The following is a 20,100-nucleotide window of genomic DNA, read 5'->3' on the forward strand; positions in this document are numbered from 1 at the left end:
TTTTCTTACAAAATGCACATCTTTTGCACAACTTTTATGTATATTATGAAGGAAAATTGTATATTTCTGTTCTGTTCTATTGTATAATGATTTATAGAAGTTACTTATTTAAAATAATTATTTTTTTAGAGAAGTTCGTTATGTTTAGATAAGTAATTATAAGTAATACAAAATTTGTTTGAGTATAATTATTAAAATGTGAAATAGTACAGAATTTGTACTTTTATAAGGAGAGTGAGTAATGTATGGTAACACTATATAGTTCTCCAAGTTGTACGTCTTGTAGAAAAGCGAAATTATGGCTAGAGGAAAACCATATTCCTTATACAGAACGTAATATTTTCTCTGATCCATTATCGATTGAGGAAATTAAAGAGATTTTACGTATGACGGAAAGCGGAACAGATGAGATTATTTCAACTCGTTCTAAAGTTTTTCAAGAATTAAATATTAATTTAGAATCTTTACCTCTTCAAGATTTATATAAGCTTATTCGCGATTACCCAGGTATTCTTCGTCGTCCTATTATCATTGATGAAAAACGCCTGCAAGTTGGTTATAACGAAGATGAAATTCGTCGTTTCTTACCACGAACAGTGAGAACGTTTCAATTGCGAGAAGCGCAGCGACTTGTAAATTAATATAATATGACAAAGGAACTAATTCCCACTCCTGCTTTAGCAAGAATGTGCGAATCAGTTCCTTTTCGTTTTGTACGGAGAAGATACTGTATATTTCGTTAAACGCCCGATATTGCATGAGAGTTTACCTATGTTTGTACTGTATATAAATCTCGCTGCTATGCAGAAAAAACATGCCCTGCACTCGTTGTCTCTTTTTGTTTTAACCCGTGCACGTGGCAGAAAAAGGCCCTGACCGCTGCTATGCATGGCCAGATGCTCTCGTCCTCACTAAAAAGAAAGAGGTTTTTAATTTGTATTTATAGTAGAAAGCAAAAGTCTGATCATAATCAGTGAGTAATCGTTCAAGTATTTCGCAGCTTTACTTGGTTTACAACAATTCCAACTAGTAGCACTGTAATCATAAAAAGAAAAGGAATGCTTGCCGTGAAAAGTGGTTTTGTCTCGAAAAATGATTGAATATTTTCTTCATGCATTACCATGCGACCTGCTGTGTAAGCTAAGATGGCAGCGCCGATATAAACGAGAAGAGGAAATTTTTCCATGCATATTAAAATAAGTTTACTTCCCCAAATAATAATAGGAATAGAAATGAGTAATCCGATAATAACTAATGTAATATTTCCATGAGAAGCTCCTGCGATTGCCAGTACATTATCAAATCCCATAACAAGATCTGCAAAAACGATTGTTCGTACAGCTTGGAATAATGTTGTTTTTGCCTTAATACTAGAAAGATTATGGCTGTTATCTGTAAGAAGATTGATTGCTATGAAAGTAAGTAAAATGCCGCCTGCTAATTGCAAAAAGGGAATATTAAGCAAGTAAACGGCCATTATTGTGAGTAGAATCCGTAATATGATGGCTAAACCAGTTCCTAAAACAATCGCTTTATTTCGTTCTGCTTCTGGTAAGTTTCGACTAGCGAGTGCAATGACAATGGCATTATCGCCGCCTAATACAACATCGATACCAACGATGATAAAGATGGATGTGAGAAAGTCTAAATCCATTCAATTTGCCTCCATTTACTCAGTCCTAATAGAAAGAAAAATCGTCTATCAGGAGTGGATTTGTTTTCATTCGCGTCATATGTAAGAGAAGGATTTTTTTATGTATCGTAAGCATGTTTCGTTTACATCATATGCAGGAAAAAAGAATATAGGACAATCATTTCCAGCGATAGCATGTCCAATGTTTTTTCTGAAATAAGAAGAGGGGAATCCATTTTAACTTTCCGACGCTATTAGTTGCTGCTATGAAGAAAAACCATGCCTTGCACTTGCTTTCTCTTTTTGTTTGAAATTATGTCCGTGGCAGAAAAGGGCCCTGACCGCTGCTATGCATGGCCAGATCCTCTCGCCCATCTAAAAAAAAGCGGTTTTTTCAATTTGTATGTATATTATTGAATGAGAAATTAGGTAAATGACTGTTTTTTTGGCAAATAAGGTGATTTTATTTCCATTCTGGCGCATCTTATCATAAAATGAGAGTACAAGATTCTAACTTTTTTTGTAATATGATTGGGGAGTCCCTTCATAACCATTCCAAATAGGAAGGGAGAGGTGCATTATGGATATTGAAAGAGTTAATGATCATACGATGAAATTTTATATCTCGTACATTGATATAGAAGACCGCGGATTTAATCGTGAAGACATTTGGTATAATCGCGATAAAAGTGAACAATTATTTTGGGAAATGATGGATGAAGCACGTGACCATGATGACTTTTTTATAGATGGGCCGCTTTGGATTCAAGTGCAGGCGCTTGAAAAGGGAATTGAGGTACTTGTAACGAAAGCACAGCTTTCGAAAGACGGACAAAAATTAGAATTACCAATTGGTCTTGATAAGATAATCGATATTCCTTTAGATGAACGAATTGAATCGTTATTTGAGCAGGAATTAGAAGAAGAAGCAGGAGCAATTTTTAACGAAGATGGTACATTCGGTTTTTTAATTAAATTTGACGACTTTGAGCATGTGATTTCATTAAGTCATCGACTTATATTTGAAGAGATAAAAGATGAATTATATTCATTTGAAGACCGCTATTATGTATATGTCGAGTTTGATGAGGTAGTGCACGATGAAGAGGAGATTGACCGTGTTTTAAGCGTGGTCTTAGAATATGGAGAGGAATCCGCTTTAACAATTCATCGTGTTCGTGAATATGGAAAGCAAATTGTTGCTGAAAGGGCACTTGAAACAATTCGTCATCATTTTTCTTCTGGAATGTAGGCCGATTTCCTTATAATGAAATCGGCTTTTTAAATGTGTATATACGAACAGTGATTGTAAGTAAGGGGGTCGGATATGAAAAATACGTTGAAGCTATTGTTCTTTTTAGTTGGTTTGTTTACGGTATTTATTTCGTTGCGTCTTTTTATTGATGTAACATTTTATTCAGATGTAATGGGCATTAAAGATATTTCGTTTTTAGGCATCTTAAGTATTTTATTTACAATATCAGGGTTTCTAATTGGTTTTGTCATTTTTTTAGAAAATCGTCATCCCTCGAAAACATTAACTTGGTTAATGGTGCTTGGCATTTTTCCGGTAGTTGGTTTTTTTGCATATCTTCTGTTTGGACAAAATTTTCGAAGGAAACGAATGTTTCAAAAGAAAGCGCTTCTAGACGAGCAAGCATTTTTACAGTATAAAGGGCATGAGTACGATCAAGACCGTATATTGAAAAAGCATGGCCATCAAGAATTGTTATTTCGGTTAGCGGATCGTCTAGGGGCATTAAATATTTCCTTTCATACGGAAACGAAAGTATTAACAAATGGAAAAGAGACATTTCAAGCTATTTTAGATGGGTTGAAAAAGGCAAAGCATCATATTCATATGGAATATTATATTGTGCGTGATGATAAAATTGGCACAAAAATTAAGGACATCCTTATCCAAAAAGCAAAAGAGGGTGTGGTCGTTCGATTTTTATATGATGCTGTAGGGAGTTTTAAACTCTCAAACACATATATCGAGGAATTGAACAAGGCCGGTGTTGAAATGGTCCCGTTTTTTCCTGTACGTTTTCCGATTTTAAATGACAAAATTAACTATCGAAATCACCGGAAAATCATTGTTGTTGACGGAAATGAAGGATTTGTTGGTGGTTTAAACATTGGGGACGAGTATCTAGGAGAAAATAAATATTTTGGTTTTTGGCGAGACACTCATTTATATTTACGAGGCGAAGCAGTGCGAAGTTTACAACTTATCTTTTTACAAGATTGGTTTTATATGACGGGGGAAGCTGTATTAACTCCTGATTATTTGCAGGCTGATGTTGTAAAGGAGGAAGAACATGGCGGAGTACAGCTTGTTGCAGGCGGACCTGATAATAAATGGGAAACGATTAAGCATTTATATTTTGCGATGATTGCCTCTGCGCGAAAATCAATTTGGATTGCAACGCCATATTTTATCCCCGATGATGATATTTTATCAGCATTAAAAGTAGCGGCCTTAGCGGGTATTGATGTTCGCTTATTAATGCCGAGTAAACCTGATAAGAGGACTGTATTTTATGCGTCCCGCTCTTATTTTCCAGAATTGTTAGAGGCAGGCGTTAAAATATATGAATATGAAAAAGGGTTTTTACACAGCAAAGTTGTGATTGTTGATTCTGATATAGCGTCAATTGGTACGGCAAATATGGATATGAGAAGTTTTCATTTGAATTTTGAGGTGAATGCTTTTTTATATGATACAAACAGTATTCGCAAACTTGTGACCGATTTTGAAGAGGATTTGCAGGTGTCGAATGAAATTCATGTTGATCGTTTTAATAATCGCCGTCTTGTGATGCGAATTGTAGAATCGACATATCGGTTATTATCTCCTTTACTTTAAAGGCTCATGCGAATGAGTCTTTTTTGTATCCCGCTACTTTAGGGCAGTATATTTAGGCGTTTCCTGGTGGAAAACTGCCCATAAGAGCCCGATTGGTGAGAGCTTTCCTTCAGTAGGGAAAGGCGCCTACTGAAAGGAAGTTTCACTTTATCCCGCTCTAACGGGCAGTATCTTCTAGTGTCTCAAGATGAAAAAACTGCCCGTAAGAACCCGATTGGTTCAACTAACCTTCAGTAGGGAAAGGCGCCTACTGAAAGGAAGTTTCACTTTATCTAGGCAGGAACCCGCCTGTCGTTGTCGAATAGTCCATACGGAAGAAAGGAGTGATTTTATGTTTGTTGCAAAGAGAGAAAATGGAGAAGAAATTCATCTTCTTCATGGATGGAAGGAAAAACAGCTTATGATGTTACGGAAGAATGAGCGCTTTTTCTGCCCCATTTGTCACCTCGAGGTACAGCTGAAATTAGGAAAACAAAAACAGTGGCATTTTGCCCATAAGAAATCACATAGTTGTAAAGTTGAGTTTGAAAATGAATCAGCGTATCACTTGCGGGGGAAAGAGCAGCTATACAGATGGTTTCAGTCACAAGGTTGTTCGGTAAACATAGAGCACTATTTACCAGCGATTCAGCAGCGGCCTGATTTGTTTGTAGCAATTGGGAATCGGCAAATTGCGATTGAATATCAATGCGCAAGTTTATCAGCAGAACAGTTGTTAAAACGAACGGAAGGGTATTGGAAAGAAGGGATTCAAATATTATGGATTTTAGGAGGGAATCAACTCAAACGTCATGGAGCATATTGGCTGTCGCTTTCCTCTTTTCATTCCTGCTGTGTGCAATATCACCCCAATCCATATCTCCTCTATTTTTGTCCCGATGCAAAAGCTTTTTTCAAATGTAATCTTCTTTTACCTTTTTCCTCGTCTATTGTTTTTTCACATGCAATATATTTTCCTCTTCAAATCACTACATTCAAAAATATTCTTACAACATCACCGATTTCCATTGAACGTTTAGAAAAGGAGTGGATGAATAAAAAACAGCGCTTCCGAGCAAATAGCATTCATATGTGGAAGCAGGGTGAGCGCTCTTTTTTAGAGCTTCTTTATGAGAATTGCATATCTCTCTCTTGTTTTCCTGCTGAAATAGGTGTTCCGTTACCATCGCTTTTAGCATTTCGTACGCATTCTTTCATATGGCAAGCTTATATTTTAATTGAGTTATTAGGAAAATTTGCGGTAGGAGAATATTTTTCATTGTATACTGTTTTTCAGTATGTTGAACGGCATTGGGGGATTCGGAGACGCTTGCTGCCATATTTACCAGGGGTATTTTGGAAGCGAGCGGTGAGAGAATATATGCAATTTTTATGTGTAATTGGGGAAATTGAGCAAGTAGATGTATACAAATATCGAAAAATACGTTGTTTTATTATTCCTAAAACAGAAGAAGAAGTGCAGAAATTTGATCGTTTATTTTTAACGGAAGCCCTTAGACTAATGGAAGCAAAGTACAACATGAGTGGAGGGAAAACGGATATAATAGAAAGGTACCCAGAAGGAATTACATAAGAAGAATCGAATTGTACTAGGAGATAGGAATAAGGAGGGCTTACAAATGACTGAACCAAAAACAGTAAAAGCACTGCCAGCGCGTAGTGAAATTGAAGTAGATAATACGTGGCGCTTAGAAGATATTTTCCAAACAGATGCAGAGTGGGAAGCGGAATTTCAGGCGGTGAAAGAACTATTACCAAAGCTGACGGAATTTAAGGGGAAACTTGGAGAATCAGCAAATACATTGTTAGAAGCACTGCAATATGAAGATGAAATATCAATGCGTCTTGGTAAACTGTATACATACGCACATATGCGCTATGACCAAGATACAACAAATTCATCTTATCAAGCATTAAATGACCGTGCGACAAGTTTGTATTCGCAAGTATCAAGTAATATGGCGTACATTGTGCCAGAAATTTTAACAATTGCAGAAGAGACAATGCAATCATTTCTACAAGAAAATAAAGAACTAAAGGTATACGAGCATGCATTAGAAGAAATTACGCGTCAGCGTCCTCACGTATTATCAGAAGCAGAAGAAGCGTTATTAGCGCAAGCTTCTGAGGTTATGAGTGCATCAAGTAATACATTTGGTATTCTAAATAACGCAGACTTGAAATTCCCATCTATTCAAGATGAAAATGGGGAAGAGGTTGAAGTGACGCATGGACGTTATATTCAATTTTTAGAAAGTGATGATCCTCGTGTTCGTCATGATGCGTTCCATGCAGTTTATGAAACGTATGGAAAGTATAAGAATACATTTGCGAGCACATTAAATGGTGCGGTTAAACGAAATAACTTTTATGCGAACGTTCGTAAATATGATTCTGCTCGCCAAGCGGCGCTGAGCAATAATAATATTCCAGAGTCTGTATATGATCAGCTTGTGGAAACAGTAAATGAAAACTTACATTTATTACATCGTTACATTGATATTCGAAAGCGAGCACTCGGATTAGATGAATTGCACATGTATGATTTATACACACCGCTCGTACCAGAAGTGAAAATGAACGTCACATATAAAGAAGCGCAAGATATGCTTTTACAATCATTAGATGTACTTGGAGACGAGTATGTTGAGATTTTAAAAGAAGCGTATGAAAATCGCTGGGTAGATGTATATGAAAATAAAGGGAAGCGAAGCGGTGCTTATTCATCTGGTGCTTATGGAACAAATCCATATGTATTAATGAACTGGCATGACAATGTAAATAATTTATTTACGCTGGCGCACGAGTTTGGCCATTCTGTGCATAGTTACTATACAAGAAAAACGCAGCCTTACGTGTATGGCGATTATTCGATTTTCGTCGCGGAGGTAGCGTCTACATGTAATGAGGCACTTCTCAATGATTATTTATTAAAAACGACAGATGATAAGAAGAAGCGCCTATACTTATTAAATCATTATTTAGAAGGGTTCCGTGGTACGGTATTCCGTCAAACAATGTTTGCTGAGTTTGAACATGTGATCCATCAAAAAGTGCAAGAAGGTCATGCAGTAACGCCAGATATGTTAACGGACATTTACTATGAGCTAAATAAAAAGTATTTTGGCGATAGCTTAGTGATTGATAAAGAAATTGGTTTAGAGTGGTCCCGTATTCCACATTTCTATTACAATTATTATGTATATCAATATGCAACTGGCTTCAGTGCAGCAACTGCTCTATCAAAACAAATTCTAGAAGAAGGTAAGCCAGCTGTAGAACGTTACATTAATGAGTTCTTAAAAGCAGGAAGCTCTGACTATCCAATTGAAGTATTGAAAAAAGCAGGTGTTGATATGACGTCATCAGAGCCTGTCAAGGAAGCAATGCAAGTATTTGAAGAGAAATTAAATGAATTAGAAGCACTTCTATTTGAAGAGAAGTAGAAAGAAACCGAGAGTCGCATGACTCTCGGTTTTTTTTGTTTAAAATCCTTTAAAACGCTTTTGATTATTGAAATAAGATACAGCAAATATAATTGCTCCAAATAAAAGAGGCAGTGATAAAATAAGCGGAAACACTTGTAATAATGAGAGAACGTATAAACAAAAAAACAAAAAAATAATACAGAGGAGTAATAAAAGATAGGATTTTTTCAATGAAAACCCTCCTAAAAAGACTCTTTGTATATTGTATTCTAAAATGAAAACGTTTAGAATGTGACAGAAATGTGAAATTCGACAAAAAAGGTTGTCAATTAACGTCGAATCTTGTAATATAATAAACGTGAACGAATTCACAAACAAACATATACCCCTTTGTTTGAACGTGAAATTTCTCCCATCCCCTTTAATATTTTTATAAGCCGTAAAGAAAACGACCTAGTGTTTACACTAGGTCGTTTTCCTTTGTAATCCATTGCCAATAACGTTCTCGTTTTATATCAATCATGCGTACTTTCCTCTTTAATAACAATTTTTTCATTTCTCGTTCTGCTTCGTTTTCAGAGTAATTATAAATAAAAGCAATTTCTTTTGTTGACATAAACTGAACATGCTCTAGGAATCGTTCTAGAGGAGGAAGCGGCTGCGGCTTGATGTCTTCTTTCACAATTTCTTTTAATACTTGTACGTATACATCGTAATGATAAATACCGCCAATTTTAATTCCTTCTTCGTTTGAATTTGCATGAAAAAACACGAGAGAAGGAATTTCTGTAATGTGCATTTCATTCGTAAATTTTAAATCACATTGAAATGCTTTTGCTGCACTTACAGAATATAAATCTTGTTTGAATTCTTCCGCATCAATTCCACTTTGCATTGCACATGTGAGCAGCGTATCTATGGTTGGTTTCGCTATATTTTCAAGTAAAATAGCCTCTTGTAGTTTTCGTAAAAATTTCGAACCTGCTTTTCGACCTTGTAATTCTGCTGCTTTAATTGCAATTGAAGTGGTATACGGAGTTGATGCGCCGCCGTGCGTATATACTTTTCCGTCACAAGAAAACCCTTGTAAACTTGTTGTTTTCTCCCACACAAATCGAATATTAGCAGGCTTATTCCATTTGTGTGATGGGGAAATAGCCCCTTCTACTTTACCAGTAACGATGTGACGGAGTGAAAAGTATTCTCCATATTCGAGCCATAATTTAATCATTAATGGCTCAATTTCCCAACAATCTTTACAGAGTGGATCAATAAATAAATAGGCTTCTACAGACTTAGGCTCACATTTTGAAGGGGAGCTTGGTACAGTATATTTTGTTTCCTGTTTATCCATTAAGCTTCACCTGTTTCAGGAGTATTAACCATATGCTGTGCAGTTAATGTTAAACGTTCGAATACAAAGTCACGAATCGGTCCATGTACATCAGTATCATCCATCGCTTGCTCCATACATGAGAGCCAGGCTTTTGCCCGCTTTGGTGTAATTTCGAATGGTAGATGACGAGCGCGTAGCATTGGATGACCATGCTCTTCTGTATAAAGACTCGGTCCACCTAAATATTGCGTTAAAAATTGTTTTTGCTTCCTAGCAGTTTCTGTTAAATCGTCTGGGAAGATGGGAGATAAGTCAGGGTGTTTACTGACATAGGAATAAAATGTATCGACTAATTTTGCAATGCCTTGTTCACCGCCAATTGCTTCAAATGGTGTCGTTGGTTGCTTGTTCATCCTTGTAACTCCTTTTTCCATCAAATATATATCTATCCTCGCTATTATTTGTAGTAAGACAAAGAGATAGGCAAGAGATAATGTAAGGCTCAATTTGTGAGAAATTTCTTTAAGTGGCAAGTGTCTCACAAGAGGAAGTTTCACTTTATCCCGCTCTAACGGGCAGTAAATTTGAGTATCTCGCGATGAAAAACTGCCCGTAAGAGCCCGATTGGTTCAACTAACCTTCAGTAGGAAAAGACGCCTACTGAAGGAAGTTTCACTTTATTGTAGCAACGGATTGTTATGAAGCGCAAATAAATAGCTCTCAATCAATCCTTTGCTAGTTTATTGTTCTTTTTGCTCTTTGGCAAGAAAAAAGCGTTGTACTTTATTTTTTGTAGGCCTAATTGGAATATTATGCTCCTTTAAGAAAGAAGAAAATGCTGCTTGTCCAGCCTGCTCATCGCTTACTTCATATTCGATTTCATAATCATCATGCTCGTAATAAAAACTATGATCGAATACGAGTGTACCAACTTCAAATGTTGTTTCTGCTCGTTCTGTTGTTAAGCTTCCCATATATTGTAGTGAAGAAACAGGAATTTGTAGGTTTTCTAATTGCTTAGAAACGGCACCGGTGATTAATGTATTTGTTTCCATCATTCTGTTTGCTTCTTCTTCAGTTAAAGCTTGATGTGTCTCTAACAAGCCGATTTCTGCGGGCTGTTTTAGTGTTAGCGTATATGTATTGTTTTTATAACGAATACGAAGGGCGGCGCCGGCGTTTTTTAATGAAAATGCTGGTGTTTCGAAATAATGATTCACTTGTTTTGCAAATGTTGTAATGGAAAATGCGTGACATAAAGAATGGAATTCCTCTTTTGTAACTATATTTTTAAACTCAATTTCAATTTCTTGTTTCATATGTACGCTCCTTTTATGAAATATCTGTTACTCATTATCGCTTTTTCCTAAATTTCAATCAATGTTTTATTTGTTTCAGTGTATGTTATGTTACAATGAAAGTGTTGATTATGACAGGAAGTATGATTATGGAGGAGTTAAAGTATGCAAAATAAAATCCAAGTTAAGAGCGTAGAAAACAGAGAGAATGCTCTTATTTTTTGTGCGGAAAATACAGAGCTATGTGTAGAAGGATTACAAGCACGCAGCCATGTACTTGTGGATTCAGATAATTTATCATTTTTATATATTTTAGAGAATGAAACAGCCTTTATTTACGTAAGCATCCCGCATACGTGTTGGGAAGAAGTAAAACAGGCAATGAAGAGCGATAAAACGATGTTTGTTCGTATTCAAGACGTTGAAATTGAGTTAGAACAAATGAAAGAAGAATTAGAGTATTTGATTGGAAATATTGAAGGAAATGCAAATTACGGTGAGGAACTCGTAAATGAAGTAGAAAGAGTGTTTCTGTAAAGGGATGCTTTCAGCGAGGTAAAAGAAACTGATTTGTTTTGGTGGTGGTTACATTGGATCGAAATTGGGAAGAATTTTTAGCTCCTTATCATCAAGCAGTAGGAGAATTGAAAGTAAAATTAAAAGGAATGCGTTCTCAGTTTGAAATGTTGGCCGAACATTCGCCGATTGAGTTTGTAACAGGTAGAGTCAAATCTGTTGCAAGTATTATTGATAAAGCAGAAAAACGAAACATTCCGCTTAGTCGTTTGCAAGAAGAGATGCAAGACATTGCGGGGCTTCGGATGATGTGTCAATTTGTTGATGATATTAAGCCGGTTATGGAGTTTTTACGTAAACGTAACGATTTTGAAGTTGTAGAAGAACGCGATTACGTGACGCAAAAGAAAGAAAGTGGATATCGCTCCTATCACGTTGTTATTAGTTATCCTGTGCAAACGATTGGCGGAGAGAAAAAAGTGTTAGTTGAAATTCAAATTCGCACGTTAGCAATGAATTTTTGGGCAACAATCGAGCATTCTTTAAATTATAAATATCGTGGACGCTTTCCAGAAGATATTAAAGTGCGTTTGCAGCGCGCAGCTGAAGCAGCTTACTTATTAGACGAAGAGATGTCTTCGATTCGTCTTGAAATTAAAGAAGCACAAAAGATTTTTTCACGCAAGAAAGAATCGAAGGAAACAGAATAATAAACTAAAGGGTGTTGGGCGATGAAGTTTGCAATTATGTCAAAGGGAGATCAATCATCAAATGCGCTTATGAGTACGATGATAGAGTACTTATGTGATTTTAAATTTACAATGGATGAAAATGAGCCAGATATTGTAATTTCCGTTGGGGGAGATGGAACGCTGCTGCATGCGTTTCATCGCTACCAGGATCGGTTAGATAAAACAGCATTTGTCGGGGTGCATACCGGGCATTTAGGGTTTTATGCAGATTGGTTACCGACAGAAGTTGAGAAGCTTGTCATTGCGATTGCGAAAACGCCTTTTCAAGTTGTTGAATATCCATTATTAGAGGTCATTATTCGTTATATGAATGGGAATAAAGAATCACAATATTTAGCGCTAAATGAAGCAACAGTAAAAAGCAGTGAAGGAACGCTTGTTATGGATGTAGAAATTCGCGGTGAATATTTTGAAACATTCCGCGGCGATGGTCTCTGCATTTCAACACCTTCTGGTAGTACTGCATATAATAAAGCGCTGGGCGGTGCAATTATTCACCCGTCTTTGGAAGCGATTCAAATTACGGAAATGGCGTCTATTAATAATCGTGTTTTCCGTACGGTTGGATCTCCGCTCGTATTACCGAAGCATCATACATGTGTGTTAAGACCAGTTACCGGAATGAACTTGCAAATTACAATTGATCATTTAGCGATGGTGCATCAAGATGTCAAATCGATTCAATACCGAGTGGCAGATCAAAGAGTTCGATTTGTTAGGTTTCGCCCATTCCCATTCTGGAAGCGAGTGCGCGATTCATTTGTCGCGGATCAATAAGGGAAAACTTATAGCAGCGGGTCCTTTTCCCGCTGCTATATCAATATAAGTTGAAAAAGCGACACCTGGGGGGATCGAGAGCGTCTGACCATGCATAGAAGCGGTCAGGACCTCTTAGACTGGCTAATCAGGTTCATACGGGCGTTTTTGCATTGTGAACACACCATTAGAGAGGGTTAGAAGAGAGCTATGCAATTGAGAAGGTTTACGTTAACGTGGTGTATAACAAAAGCTGATGAAGGAATGCTTATTCGAGAATTTTTGAAAGCGAAAGGTATTTCAAAAGCAGCGTTAACTGATATAAAGTTTCATGGCGGTTCGATTGAAGTGAATGAACATCATGTAAATGTGCGTCATGTTTTGCAAGAAGGTGAAAAGTTAGCAGTATGTTTCCCACCTGAGCAAAGAAGTGAAGGGATGCTAAGTGAGAATATCCCTCTTTCAGTTGTGTATGAAGATGATTCGGTCCTTGTTATTAATAAACGGCCTTATATGTCAACAATTCCGTCAAGAGAGCATCCAAGCGGAAGTGTAGCAAATGCTCTTTTGCATTATTATGATCAGCAAAATCTTGCCAGTACCGTACATATCGTTACTAGGCTTGACCGGGATACGTCCGGTTTAATGTTAATTGCCAAAAATCGTTTTATTCACCATTTGTTATCGAAGCAACATCAGCAAAAACAAGTGAAAAGAACATACGAAGCGATTGTTCATGGAATGATAGCAGAGGATAGCGGAATAATTGATGCTCCAATTGCACGAAAAGATGATAGTATTATTGAGCGCATCGTGCGCGGGGATGGACAGCGAGCTGTGACTCATTTTCATGTGAAAAAAAGATGGAAAGATAAAACGCATGTCGCACTTCAATTAGAAACAGGGCGTACGCATCAAATTAGAGTACATATGGCGCATCTTGGTCATGCGTTACTTGGTGATGATTTGTACGGTGGGAAAACGGATGAAATAAAGCGACAAGCACTGCATAGCACAAATTTAACATTTTATCACCCAATATTAGAAAAGCAACTGACATTTCACGCGGAGTTGCCTGAAGATATGAAAAAGCTGATGGAATAGCAATTCCATCAGCTTTTTTTAGTCAATAGAGCGAAATTTCTCAGGTACAAACGGCATCGAAGAAGGTACTGAAACGGTCTCCATTTCTGGATAACGAAGTCCAGTTAATTTCCCGCCAAATACAGATCCAGTATCGATATTCACAGTATGATTGACGAATCGAGGTTCTTGTACAGGTGTATGCCCATATACAATCCAAGCCTCCCCAGTATAATGCTTCGCCCAGTCACGGCGGACAGGAGAGCCGTCAGGGTGCTTTTCACCAGTAATATCTCCATATAAAACGAAAGTTTGCACTTTCTTATCGCTTCTTCCGATATAATCTTGGCGAATACCGGCGTGACAAACAACGAGTTTTCCGTTATCTAGTACGTGATAGAGCGGTGATTGTTCGTAAAGGTCAATAAACTTTTTCTGGATAATCTTTTGATCGCGTGTGTTTAATGCCTCGTATTCTGCAACAGTTGTTTCTAGGCCGTGTGTTACTTGTACCTTCCGCCCAAGAAAGTAACGATATAATTTATTACAATGATTTCCTGGGGCATAATATGCTTCTTTTTTATGTATGACAAGCTCCCATACAATTTCAATCATTCGCAAAGAATGAGGACCGCGATCTGTAATATCGCCTACGAAAGCAAGTTGTCGTTTTTGCGGGTGAACAGGCAATCCGCTATCCCATGTATAACCAAGCCGTTTTGTTAATGATGTAAATTCCTCTAAACAGCCGTGAATATCGCCAATAACATCATATTTCATATGAGATCACCTCCTCTTTTTTGATTAGTATACCGCTAAGAAGGTAAGAAAAAAACCATATCCACTCGGATATGGTTTAATCAAACATAAATTTCTTCGTTCGCGACTGTACGTTCAGAATGAAGCCAATCGCAATCATATAGGTGACTAAGGAGCTACCACCGTAGCTTAAAAGCGGTAATGTAATACCGGTAATAGGAAGTAGTCCAATCGTCATACCGATATTTTGGAATACTTGGAATGTAAACATCCCGATTGTTCCTGCGCATATATAACTGCCGTATGGATCATTACTTTCTAATGAAATGTGAATCATACGATAAATCAGTAGGAAGTATAGTGAAATAACGACGCTTCCTCCTAAAAATCCGAACTTTTCAGCGATATTTGTAAAAATAAAGTCTGTATGAGGTTCAGGGAAGTATACTTGTCCATTTCCCCAGCCTTTGCCGTACAATTCACCTGATCCGGTTGCTAAAAGAGACTGGGTTAACTGATAACCTTGCGTTGGGTATTCATAAGGTGCTAACCAACCGTAGAAACGATCTAATTGGTATTCTTGTAAAATATGTGCTTTAAAGAATGCCGTGTGTGCAAAGTAAATGTACACAAGGAGTGCACCAACTCCAACGACAATGCCAGCTAAACCAAAAATAAAGCGCCAGCGAATCCCAGATACTAAAATCATAGCAGCAAGCATTGCTGAAATTACCATCGTATTTCCTAAATCCGGTTCTTTGGCAATTAATAATAGCGGTGGTAAACTTGCTGCAAATATTTTTCCAAGCAAGAGCAAATCTTCGCGCGGTGTGCGAACCACATATTTTTCATTATGGTCTACGATAAGACGACCAACGACGAGAATTAAAAAGAGTTTCATGATTTCTGAGGGCTGGAAGTTCCCAAGTCCACCAGGTAATGCATACCAAGCTCTTGCTCCTTTAATTTCTAATGAGCCTGGAGCATGAAGCTCAAGCCCAAGAAGAAGAACCATTGCGAATCCGTATAAATACCAACAAATTTGCTTGTAACGATCAAAGTCGATGACCATAACAGCAGCAATCGCAATAACTCCAATGACATACCATTGAATTTGTTTAGCCACGAAGTTAACCTTTTGTAAACTTGGTGGTAAGGACGGTTGTGCACTTGCAATAGCAAAACAACTTACCGTAGCGATTGCTAGTACAATTAGTATTAAAACGTAATCTATTTGATATCGAGAATTTTTATCTTTCACCGTACTGTATTCCTTTCTATTACTCATTGTTATTAAAAAAGACACTATTACCATCTTATCTGATTTTTTGGTGTTTGCAAATATGTTGTTTACATTTAAGGAGGGGAATGTCAGATGGAGGGTTACAAAATAATGGGATTTATGAGGGTGTGTAAACTTTAAAAGATAATTAGTGTATAAAAGAACAAGAAATCTAAGACATATAGGGATTATGTGATGAATAGAATGACATAGACATAATGGATTCATACAAAAAGGGGGGACTACGGTGCCGAGTTCTTTTTATCAAGCAATTCCAGATATATTAGAGCATATTATCGTAGAAGAACCTATGTCGATTTTAGATGTTGGAGCGGGATTTGGAAAGTACGGGTTACTTCTAAGAGAAGCACTGGATGTGCCGTATGAGAGATATCATAAACAGGAATGGCAAGTTGTAATTGATGGGATTGAAGTATTTGCAGATTACAGGAATCCGATTCATGAACATATATATAATCATATGTATTATGATAATATTTTTCGAAAAATAGATGATTTGAAAGAATATGATGTGATTTTACTTGCCGATGTTATACAACATTTTACGAAAGAGGAAGGAATACATTTATTAAAACAATTACTTCATCATACAAATAAAGCGTTAGTTGTCTCAACACCTATCTATCCTTCACATCAACTTGCATATAAAGGAAACTCTTTTGAAATACATAAAAGTAGATGGACAATTATGGATTTTCAAGAGTTTGATTTCGCTTGTAAAGAGTTACCGATAGGCGGAAATGGCTCACAAATTATGAAACTATATCCTAAAAGAACGAGAGAGAATAAAGGAATAGAATTAGATCGGTACATAACAAAGGAGATAGAACATCAAGAAAAGAAGCTCTGTATCACGTATGTACTGCCGCATAAAAATCTTACGGGCGGATTAAAGATGTTAATTAGTCAAATGGAATGGTTGAAAAAAAGAGGTCATACTGTGCAAGGGATTCTTCGTTCTAACAATTCGGATAGCTCCATATTTCATGAGCATATGCAGATTGAAATAGATAAAGAGATTCATATTGCCTGGAATGAATCTTACATTCCGTATGTAAAGGGATCAGATGTAGTTGTCGCAGGTTGGTGGCAGCAAATTGCAGAGCTTCAATATGGGATGTTACCAACTTTATATTGGGAACAAGGCCATGAATGTTTATTTGGAGATATGCCTTTTCCTACGTCCGATGTGACAGCGATTCGAACTCGTATGCATACGAGTTATCGGAGTAATATATTCTTATTTGCTGTATCTGATTTTGTCGCACACGTTTTACGGGAAAAATTTAATCGAAAAGCTCCTGTGATCACCAATGGAATTGATTTGACTACATTTTATCCAACTAAAAAAGAGAAAAACGGAAATACCATTTTAGTTGTCGGTAATCCGTATTTGAAATTTAAAGGAGGAGAGGTCGCAATACAAGTGCTTGAACATGTGCAGCGTAAAGGAGTCTCTTTTCAAGTGAAATGGGTGATGCCGTATTATATGGATTTGAAGTCCTCGTTATTTTCGATTGAATATGTGATGAATCCAGATCGAACCGAGCTCGCGAAACAATTTAGAGAAGCGGATGTATTGTTATTTCCTTCTTACTATGAAGGATTTGGACTGCCGCCGCTAGAAGCAATGGCTTCGGGAACGCCTGTTATTTGTACGAAGTGCGGAGGAGTGGAGATGTATGCAAAACATCTCCACAATGCGTTGCTATATGAACCACGCGATATAGAAGGCTTAGGAAGCGGCATAATTGAGGTACTCACAAATCAAGCGATGAGGAAGAGCTTAATTGATAAAGGATTGGAAACAGCCGGCCAATTTGCTTATGAAGCAAAAATGGAATTGCTAGAAAAATATATACGAAAAGTGGCGTCTTACTCTTATTGATAATGTTTTGCGTGTGAAAAAATGAGTGGAAGGGGAGATTGAACGATATGTTCGGTACATATATCGGGGATGACAAGATGTTAATTAAAATGAGTTATTGCGGCTTTTTAATGATTTCATCTAAAGATCTTAGCTTAATGCCTTCTTTAGTTACGACAGGGGCAATTGAGCCTTTACTCACAAAATTTTTTATTCAGGAAGTGAAACCAGACAATACAATTGTGGATATTGGAGCGAATGTCGGCTATTTTACCGTATTGGCTGGTTACTTAGTTGGAACACATGGAAAAGTTATCGGATATGAGGCAAATCCTACTGTTTATGAAATGCTGCAAGATAATATTGCGATGAATTGGATTACGACACAAACGAAGCTGTATAACAAAGCGGTGTATTCAGAAGAAAAAACGTTAAGTTTTCGTTCTTCGAATAAATTTCACGGTGATTCTTCTACACATTTTAGGCCCGAAAATGAAAATCGTGTAGAGGATTATACAATAATTGATGTAGAGGGCGTTACACTTGATCAGCAATTACGGGATATCCAGCAAATTGATTTATTAAAAATAGATATTGAAGGCGGAGAGTATCACGCCTTTTTAGGAATGATGGAGCTCATTAAACAAAAGAAAATAAAACGAATTGTATTTGAGTGGAATGTCGTTATGCTTGGGGAAGATAAAGATCCGTTTTTTAGACTATTACAAGAAATTCAGGAGAAACATGGTGGTTCATTTCACATCTTAGATCAAGAAGGAAGACCGGTTCAAGTGGCGCTTGAAGCGATCACATATTATGAATTTTATCCGTATGGGCTCATACAGTTTTAGGTATTTCTATATGAAAAATAAAAAATCATTGGAATGAGACAATGATTTTTTATTTTGCCTTCTTGATTATTTATGATATTATGAAAATAGTATCAGGTACTAACAACTACTTTTATTTTAAAAATAGGAGGATAAATATATGGATCTTCTCAATGTAAAAGGAAAAAATATCGTTGTAATGGGTGTTGCGAACCAACGAAGCATCGCTTGGGGAATTGCTCGTTCATTACATACCGCAGGAGCAAACTTAATTTTCACATATGCTGGTGAACGCTTAGAAAAGAATGTACGTGATTTAGCAGAATCATTAGAAGGACAAAAATCACTTGTATTACCATGTGATGTAACAAATGATGAAGATATCGCAAGCTGCTTCCAAACAATTAAGGAAGAGGTTGGTGTTATTCATGGACTGGCTCACTGTATTGCATTCGCAGACCGCGATGATTTAAAAGGTGAGTTCGTTGATACATCTCGTAATGGTTTCTTATTAGCACAAAATATTAGCTCATTCTCTTTAACAGCTGTATCAAAAGCAGCAAAAGAAGTAATGACAGAGGGCGGCAGCATTGTTACATTAACGTACCTTGGCGGCGAACGCGTTGTATCAAACTACAACGTAATGGGCGTTGCAAAAGCATCTTTAGAAGCGAGCGTAAAATATTTAGCAAACGACTTAGGGAAGCATAATATTCGTGTTAACGCTGTTTCAGCAGGACCAATTCGTACATTATCTGCAAAAGGTGTTGGCGACTTCAACAGCATCTTAAAACAAATTGAAGAACGTGCGCCAATGCGTCGTAACGTAACACAAGAAGAAGTAGGAAACACAGCGCTATTCTTATTCAGTGACCTAGCAAGTGGTGTGACTGGCGAGAATATTCATGTGGATTCTGGTTATCATATTTTAGGATAAGGTATATGTTTTTCTGTAAGAAGAAAATAGAAATGATTTTTCGGAAGACAGGATATATATGAACGAACTCCTTAATTCGTATTTTTGGTATGCGAATTAAGGAGTTTTTTATTTATCTAAAATCAATAAAAAACGGTAAGAGTTCTAAGGATAGAACTTTTACCGTTTGAATTCACCTTTTACAAAGAATCCTATCTATATTAGAGTTAGTCAATCGTTATACCTGCGCTTGCAAAGCCTGCGACAGTAGTAAGAAGACTAATACCTTGTGTGTTTGTAGAGACAACTAGTAATATTTTGTCTTGTGCAGATACTGATATAGATTGAGCCTGAATATTAGCAAAGGTATCACCAATAGAAAGTATAGTAAAGGATGGGAGTGCTAAAGGTGTACCTACTGGACTAAAAATATTACTGCTTGCAGGTGCAGTATATATTTGCATTTGAACGTTTGCAGAACTTGGTAATAAGGCTAATGCTGCTGTAGCGCTAAAGAAACCAGATAATGATGTGATTGTTCCAGCACGAGGCATAACGAATGCAAAGTCTAAAACGCTTCCAGGTGCCAAAGTTATTGTTGCACCAGATACATCAACACCAGCAAATGAGCTTCCAAATCCAAGTATAGTGCCGGTATTCGTTCCAACTACAACAGTATTTAACGTAGCAGGTCCTCCTGATGCATAAGGAATTATAGCGCTTGAACCAGTAGGCCCTTGAGATCCGGTAG

General features: G+C 37.0%; 19 protein-coding genes. 12 read left to right on the top strand and 7 right to left on the bottom strand.

Translation table 11 applies throughout. From position 1 onward, the window contains the following. Positions 1-245: 245 nt before the first annotated feature. A complete protein-coding gene (gene spx, locus V7024_RS05240; protein ID WP_020059817.1) occupies positions 246-641 on the top strand; it encodes a transcriptional regulator Spx in 396 nt (131 codons plus the stop codon). Positions 642-985: 344 nt separating this feature from the next. Here the strand turns inward: spx and V7024_RS05245 are convergent, their stop codons facing one another. After that, complete coding sequence (locus V7024_RS05245; protein ID WP_335516611.1) at positions 986-1,654, bottom strand: TerC family protein; 669 nt, start codon at positions 1,652-1,654, stop codon at positions 986-988. A gap of 559 nt (positions 1,655-2,213) precedes the next feature. Between V7024_RS05245 and mecA the strand changes: the two genes are divergently transcribed. The 4 genes from mecA (at position 2,214) to pepF (ending at position 7,951) form a co-directional block, all read left to right on the top strand. After that, positions 2,214-2,885 (top strand): adaptor protein MecA, encoded by a 672-nt coding sequence (gene mecA, locus V7024_RS05250; protein ID WP_335516614.1) that lies wholly within the window; start codon positions 2,214-2,216, stop codon positions 2,883-2,885. Positions 2,886-2,960: 75 nt separating this feature from the next. Continuing rightward, entirely contained in the window at positions 2,961-4,505 is a 1,545-nt protein-coding gene (gene cls, locus V7024_RS05255; protein ID WP_335516616.1) for a cardiolipin synthase, read from the top strand. A gap of 331 nt (positions 4,506-4,836) precedes the next feature. Then, positions 4,837-6,078, top strand: coding sequence for a competence protein CoiA (locus V7024_RS05260; RefSeq protein WP_335516619.1), 1,242 nt, complete (start codon positions 4,837-4,839; stop codon positions 6,076-6,078). A gap of 46 nt (positions 6,079-6,124) precedes the next feature. Continuing rightward, positions 6,125-7,951 carry an oligoendopeptidase F gene (pepF, locus tag V7024_RS05265; RefSeq protein ID WP_335516622.1) on the top strand — a complete coding sequence of 609 codons (1,827 nt, stop codon included), beginning with the start codon at positions 6,125-6,127 and terminating at the stop codon, positions 7,949-7,951. Positions 7,952-8,393: 442 nt separating this feature from the next. Here pepF and V7024_RS05270 read toward each other — a convergent pair whose 3' ends face one another. The 3 genes from V7024_RS05270 to V7024_RS05280 form a co-directional block, all read right to left on the bottom strand. Further along, on the bottom strand, positions 8,394-9,287 hold the full coding sequence (locus tag V7024_RS05270) for a ClpXP adapter SpxH family protein (protein WP_335516625.1): 894 nt from the start codon (positions 9,285-9,287) through the stop codon (positions 8,394-8,396). Beyond that, the gene (locus V7024_RS05275) at positions 9,287-9,682 is read right to left on the bottom strand and encodes a globin (protein WP_098306218.1); all 396 of its coding nucleotides are present in this window, start codon (positions 9,680-9,682) and stop codon (positions 9,287-9,289) included. Before V7024_RS05275 ends, V7024_RS05270 begins: the two co-directional genes overlap by 1 nt. 327 nt (positions 9,683-10,009) lie before the next feature. Then, positions 10,010-10,588, bottom strand: a complete 579-nt coding sequence (locus V7024_RS05280; RefSeq protein ID WP_335516628.1) for a CYTH domain-containing protein — start codon at positions 10,586-10,588, stop codon at positions 10,010-10,012. Positions 10,589-10,732: 144 nt separating this feature from the next. Here V7024_RS05280 and V7024_RS05285 point away from each other — a divergent pair, with 144 nt between their 5' ends. The 4 genes from V7024_RS05285 (at position 10,733) to V7024_RS05300 (ending at position 13,695) form a co-directional block, all read left to right on the top strand. Then, entirely contained in the window at positions 10,733-11,104 is a 372-nt protein-coding gene (locus V7024_RS05285) for a hypothetical protein (protein WP_335516631.1), read from the top strand. A gap of 53 nt (positions 11,105-11,157) precedes the next feature. Further along, complete coding sequence (locus V7024_RS05290; RefSeq protein WP_335516634.1) at positions 11,158-11,793, top strand: GTP pyrophosphokinase; 636 nt, start codon at positions 11,158-11,160, stop codon at positions 11,791-11,793. A gap of 21 nt (positions 11,794-11,814) precedes the next feature. Beyond that, positions 11,815-12,612, top strand: a complete 798-nt coding sequence (locus V7024_RS05295; RefSeq protein WP_335516637.1) for an NAD kinase — start codon at positions 11,815-11,817, stop codon at positions 12,610-12,612. A 195-nt stretch (positions 12,613-12,807) separates the two neighbouring features. Further along, a complete protein-coding gene (locus V7024_RS05300) occupies positions 12,808-13,695 on the top strand; it encodes an RluA family pseudouridine synthase (protein ID WP_335516639.1) in 888 nt (295 codons plus the stop codon). 18 nt (positions 13,696-13,713) lie between these two features. On the opposite strand, the gene prpE is transcribed toward V7024_RS05300, so the two are convergent. Together prpE and V7024_RS05310 are read right to left on the bottom strand one after the other, a co-directional pair. Continuing rightward, on the bottom strand, positions 13,714-14,454 hold the full coding sequence (gene prpE / locus V7024_RS05305; protein ID WP_335516642.1) for a bis(5'-nucleosyl)-tetraphosphatase PrpE: 741 nt from the start codon (positions 14,452-14,454) through the stop codon (positions 13,714-13,716). Between the two features lie 76 nt (positions 14,455-14,530). Beyond that, the gene (locus V7024_RS05310; protein WP_335516645.1) at positions 14,531-15,694 is read right to left on the bottom strand and encodes an FtsW/RodA/SpoVE family cell cycle protein; all 1,164 of its coding nucleotides are present in this window, start codon (positions 15,692-15,694) and stop codon (positions 14,531-14,533) included. Between the two features lie 268 nt (positions 15,695-15,962). On the opposite strand from V7024_RS05310, the gene V7024_RS05315 reads away from it, so the two are divergent. The 3 genes from V7024_RS05315 (at position 15,963) to fabI (ending at position 19,370) form a co-directional block, all read left to right on the top strand. Then, a complete protein-coding gene (locus V7024_RS05315; RefSeq protein ID WP_335516648.1) occupies positions 15,963-17,624 on the top strand; it encodes a glycosyltransferase family 4 protein in 1,662 nt (553 codons plus the stop codon). A gap of 47 nt (positions 17,625-17,671) precedes the next feature. Continuing rightward, entirely contained in the window at positions 17,672-18,454 is a 783-nt protein-coding gene (locus V7024_RS05320) for an FkbM family methyltransferase (RefSeq protein ID WP_335516651.1), read from the top strand. A 139-nt stretch (positions 18,455-18,593) separates the two neighbouring features. Then, positions 18,594-19,370, top strand: coding sequence for an enoyl-ACP reductase FabI (gene fabI, locus V7024_RS05325; RefSeq protein WP_335516655.1), 777 nt, complete (start codon positions 18,594-18,596; stop codon positions 19,368-19,370). 206 nt (positions 19,371-19,576) lie between these two features. On the opposite strand, the gene V7024_RS05330 is transcribed toward fabI, so the two are convergent. After that, positions 19,577-20,100 (bottom strand): exosporium glycoprotein BclB-related protein (locus V7024_RS05330; RefSeq protein ID WP_335516658.1); only part of this gene is annotated, 524 nt, incomplete at its 5' end.

This window comes from Bacillus sp. JJ864, from assembly GCF_036963045.1.
Classification (GTDB): domain Bacteria; phylum Bacillota; class Bacilli; order Bacillales; family Bacillaceae_G; genus Bacillus_A; species Bacillus_A pseudomycoides_C.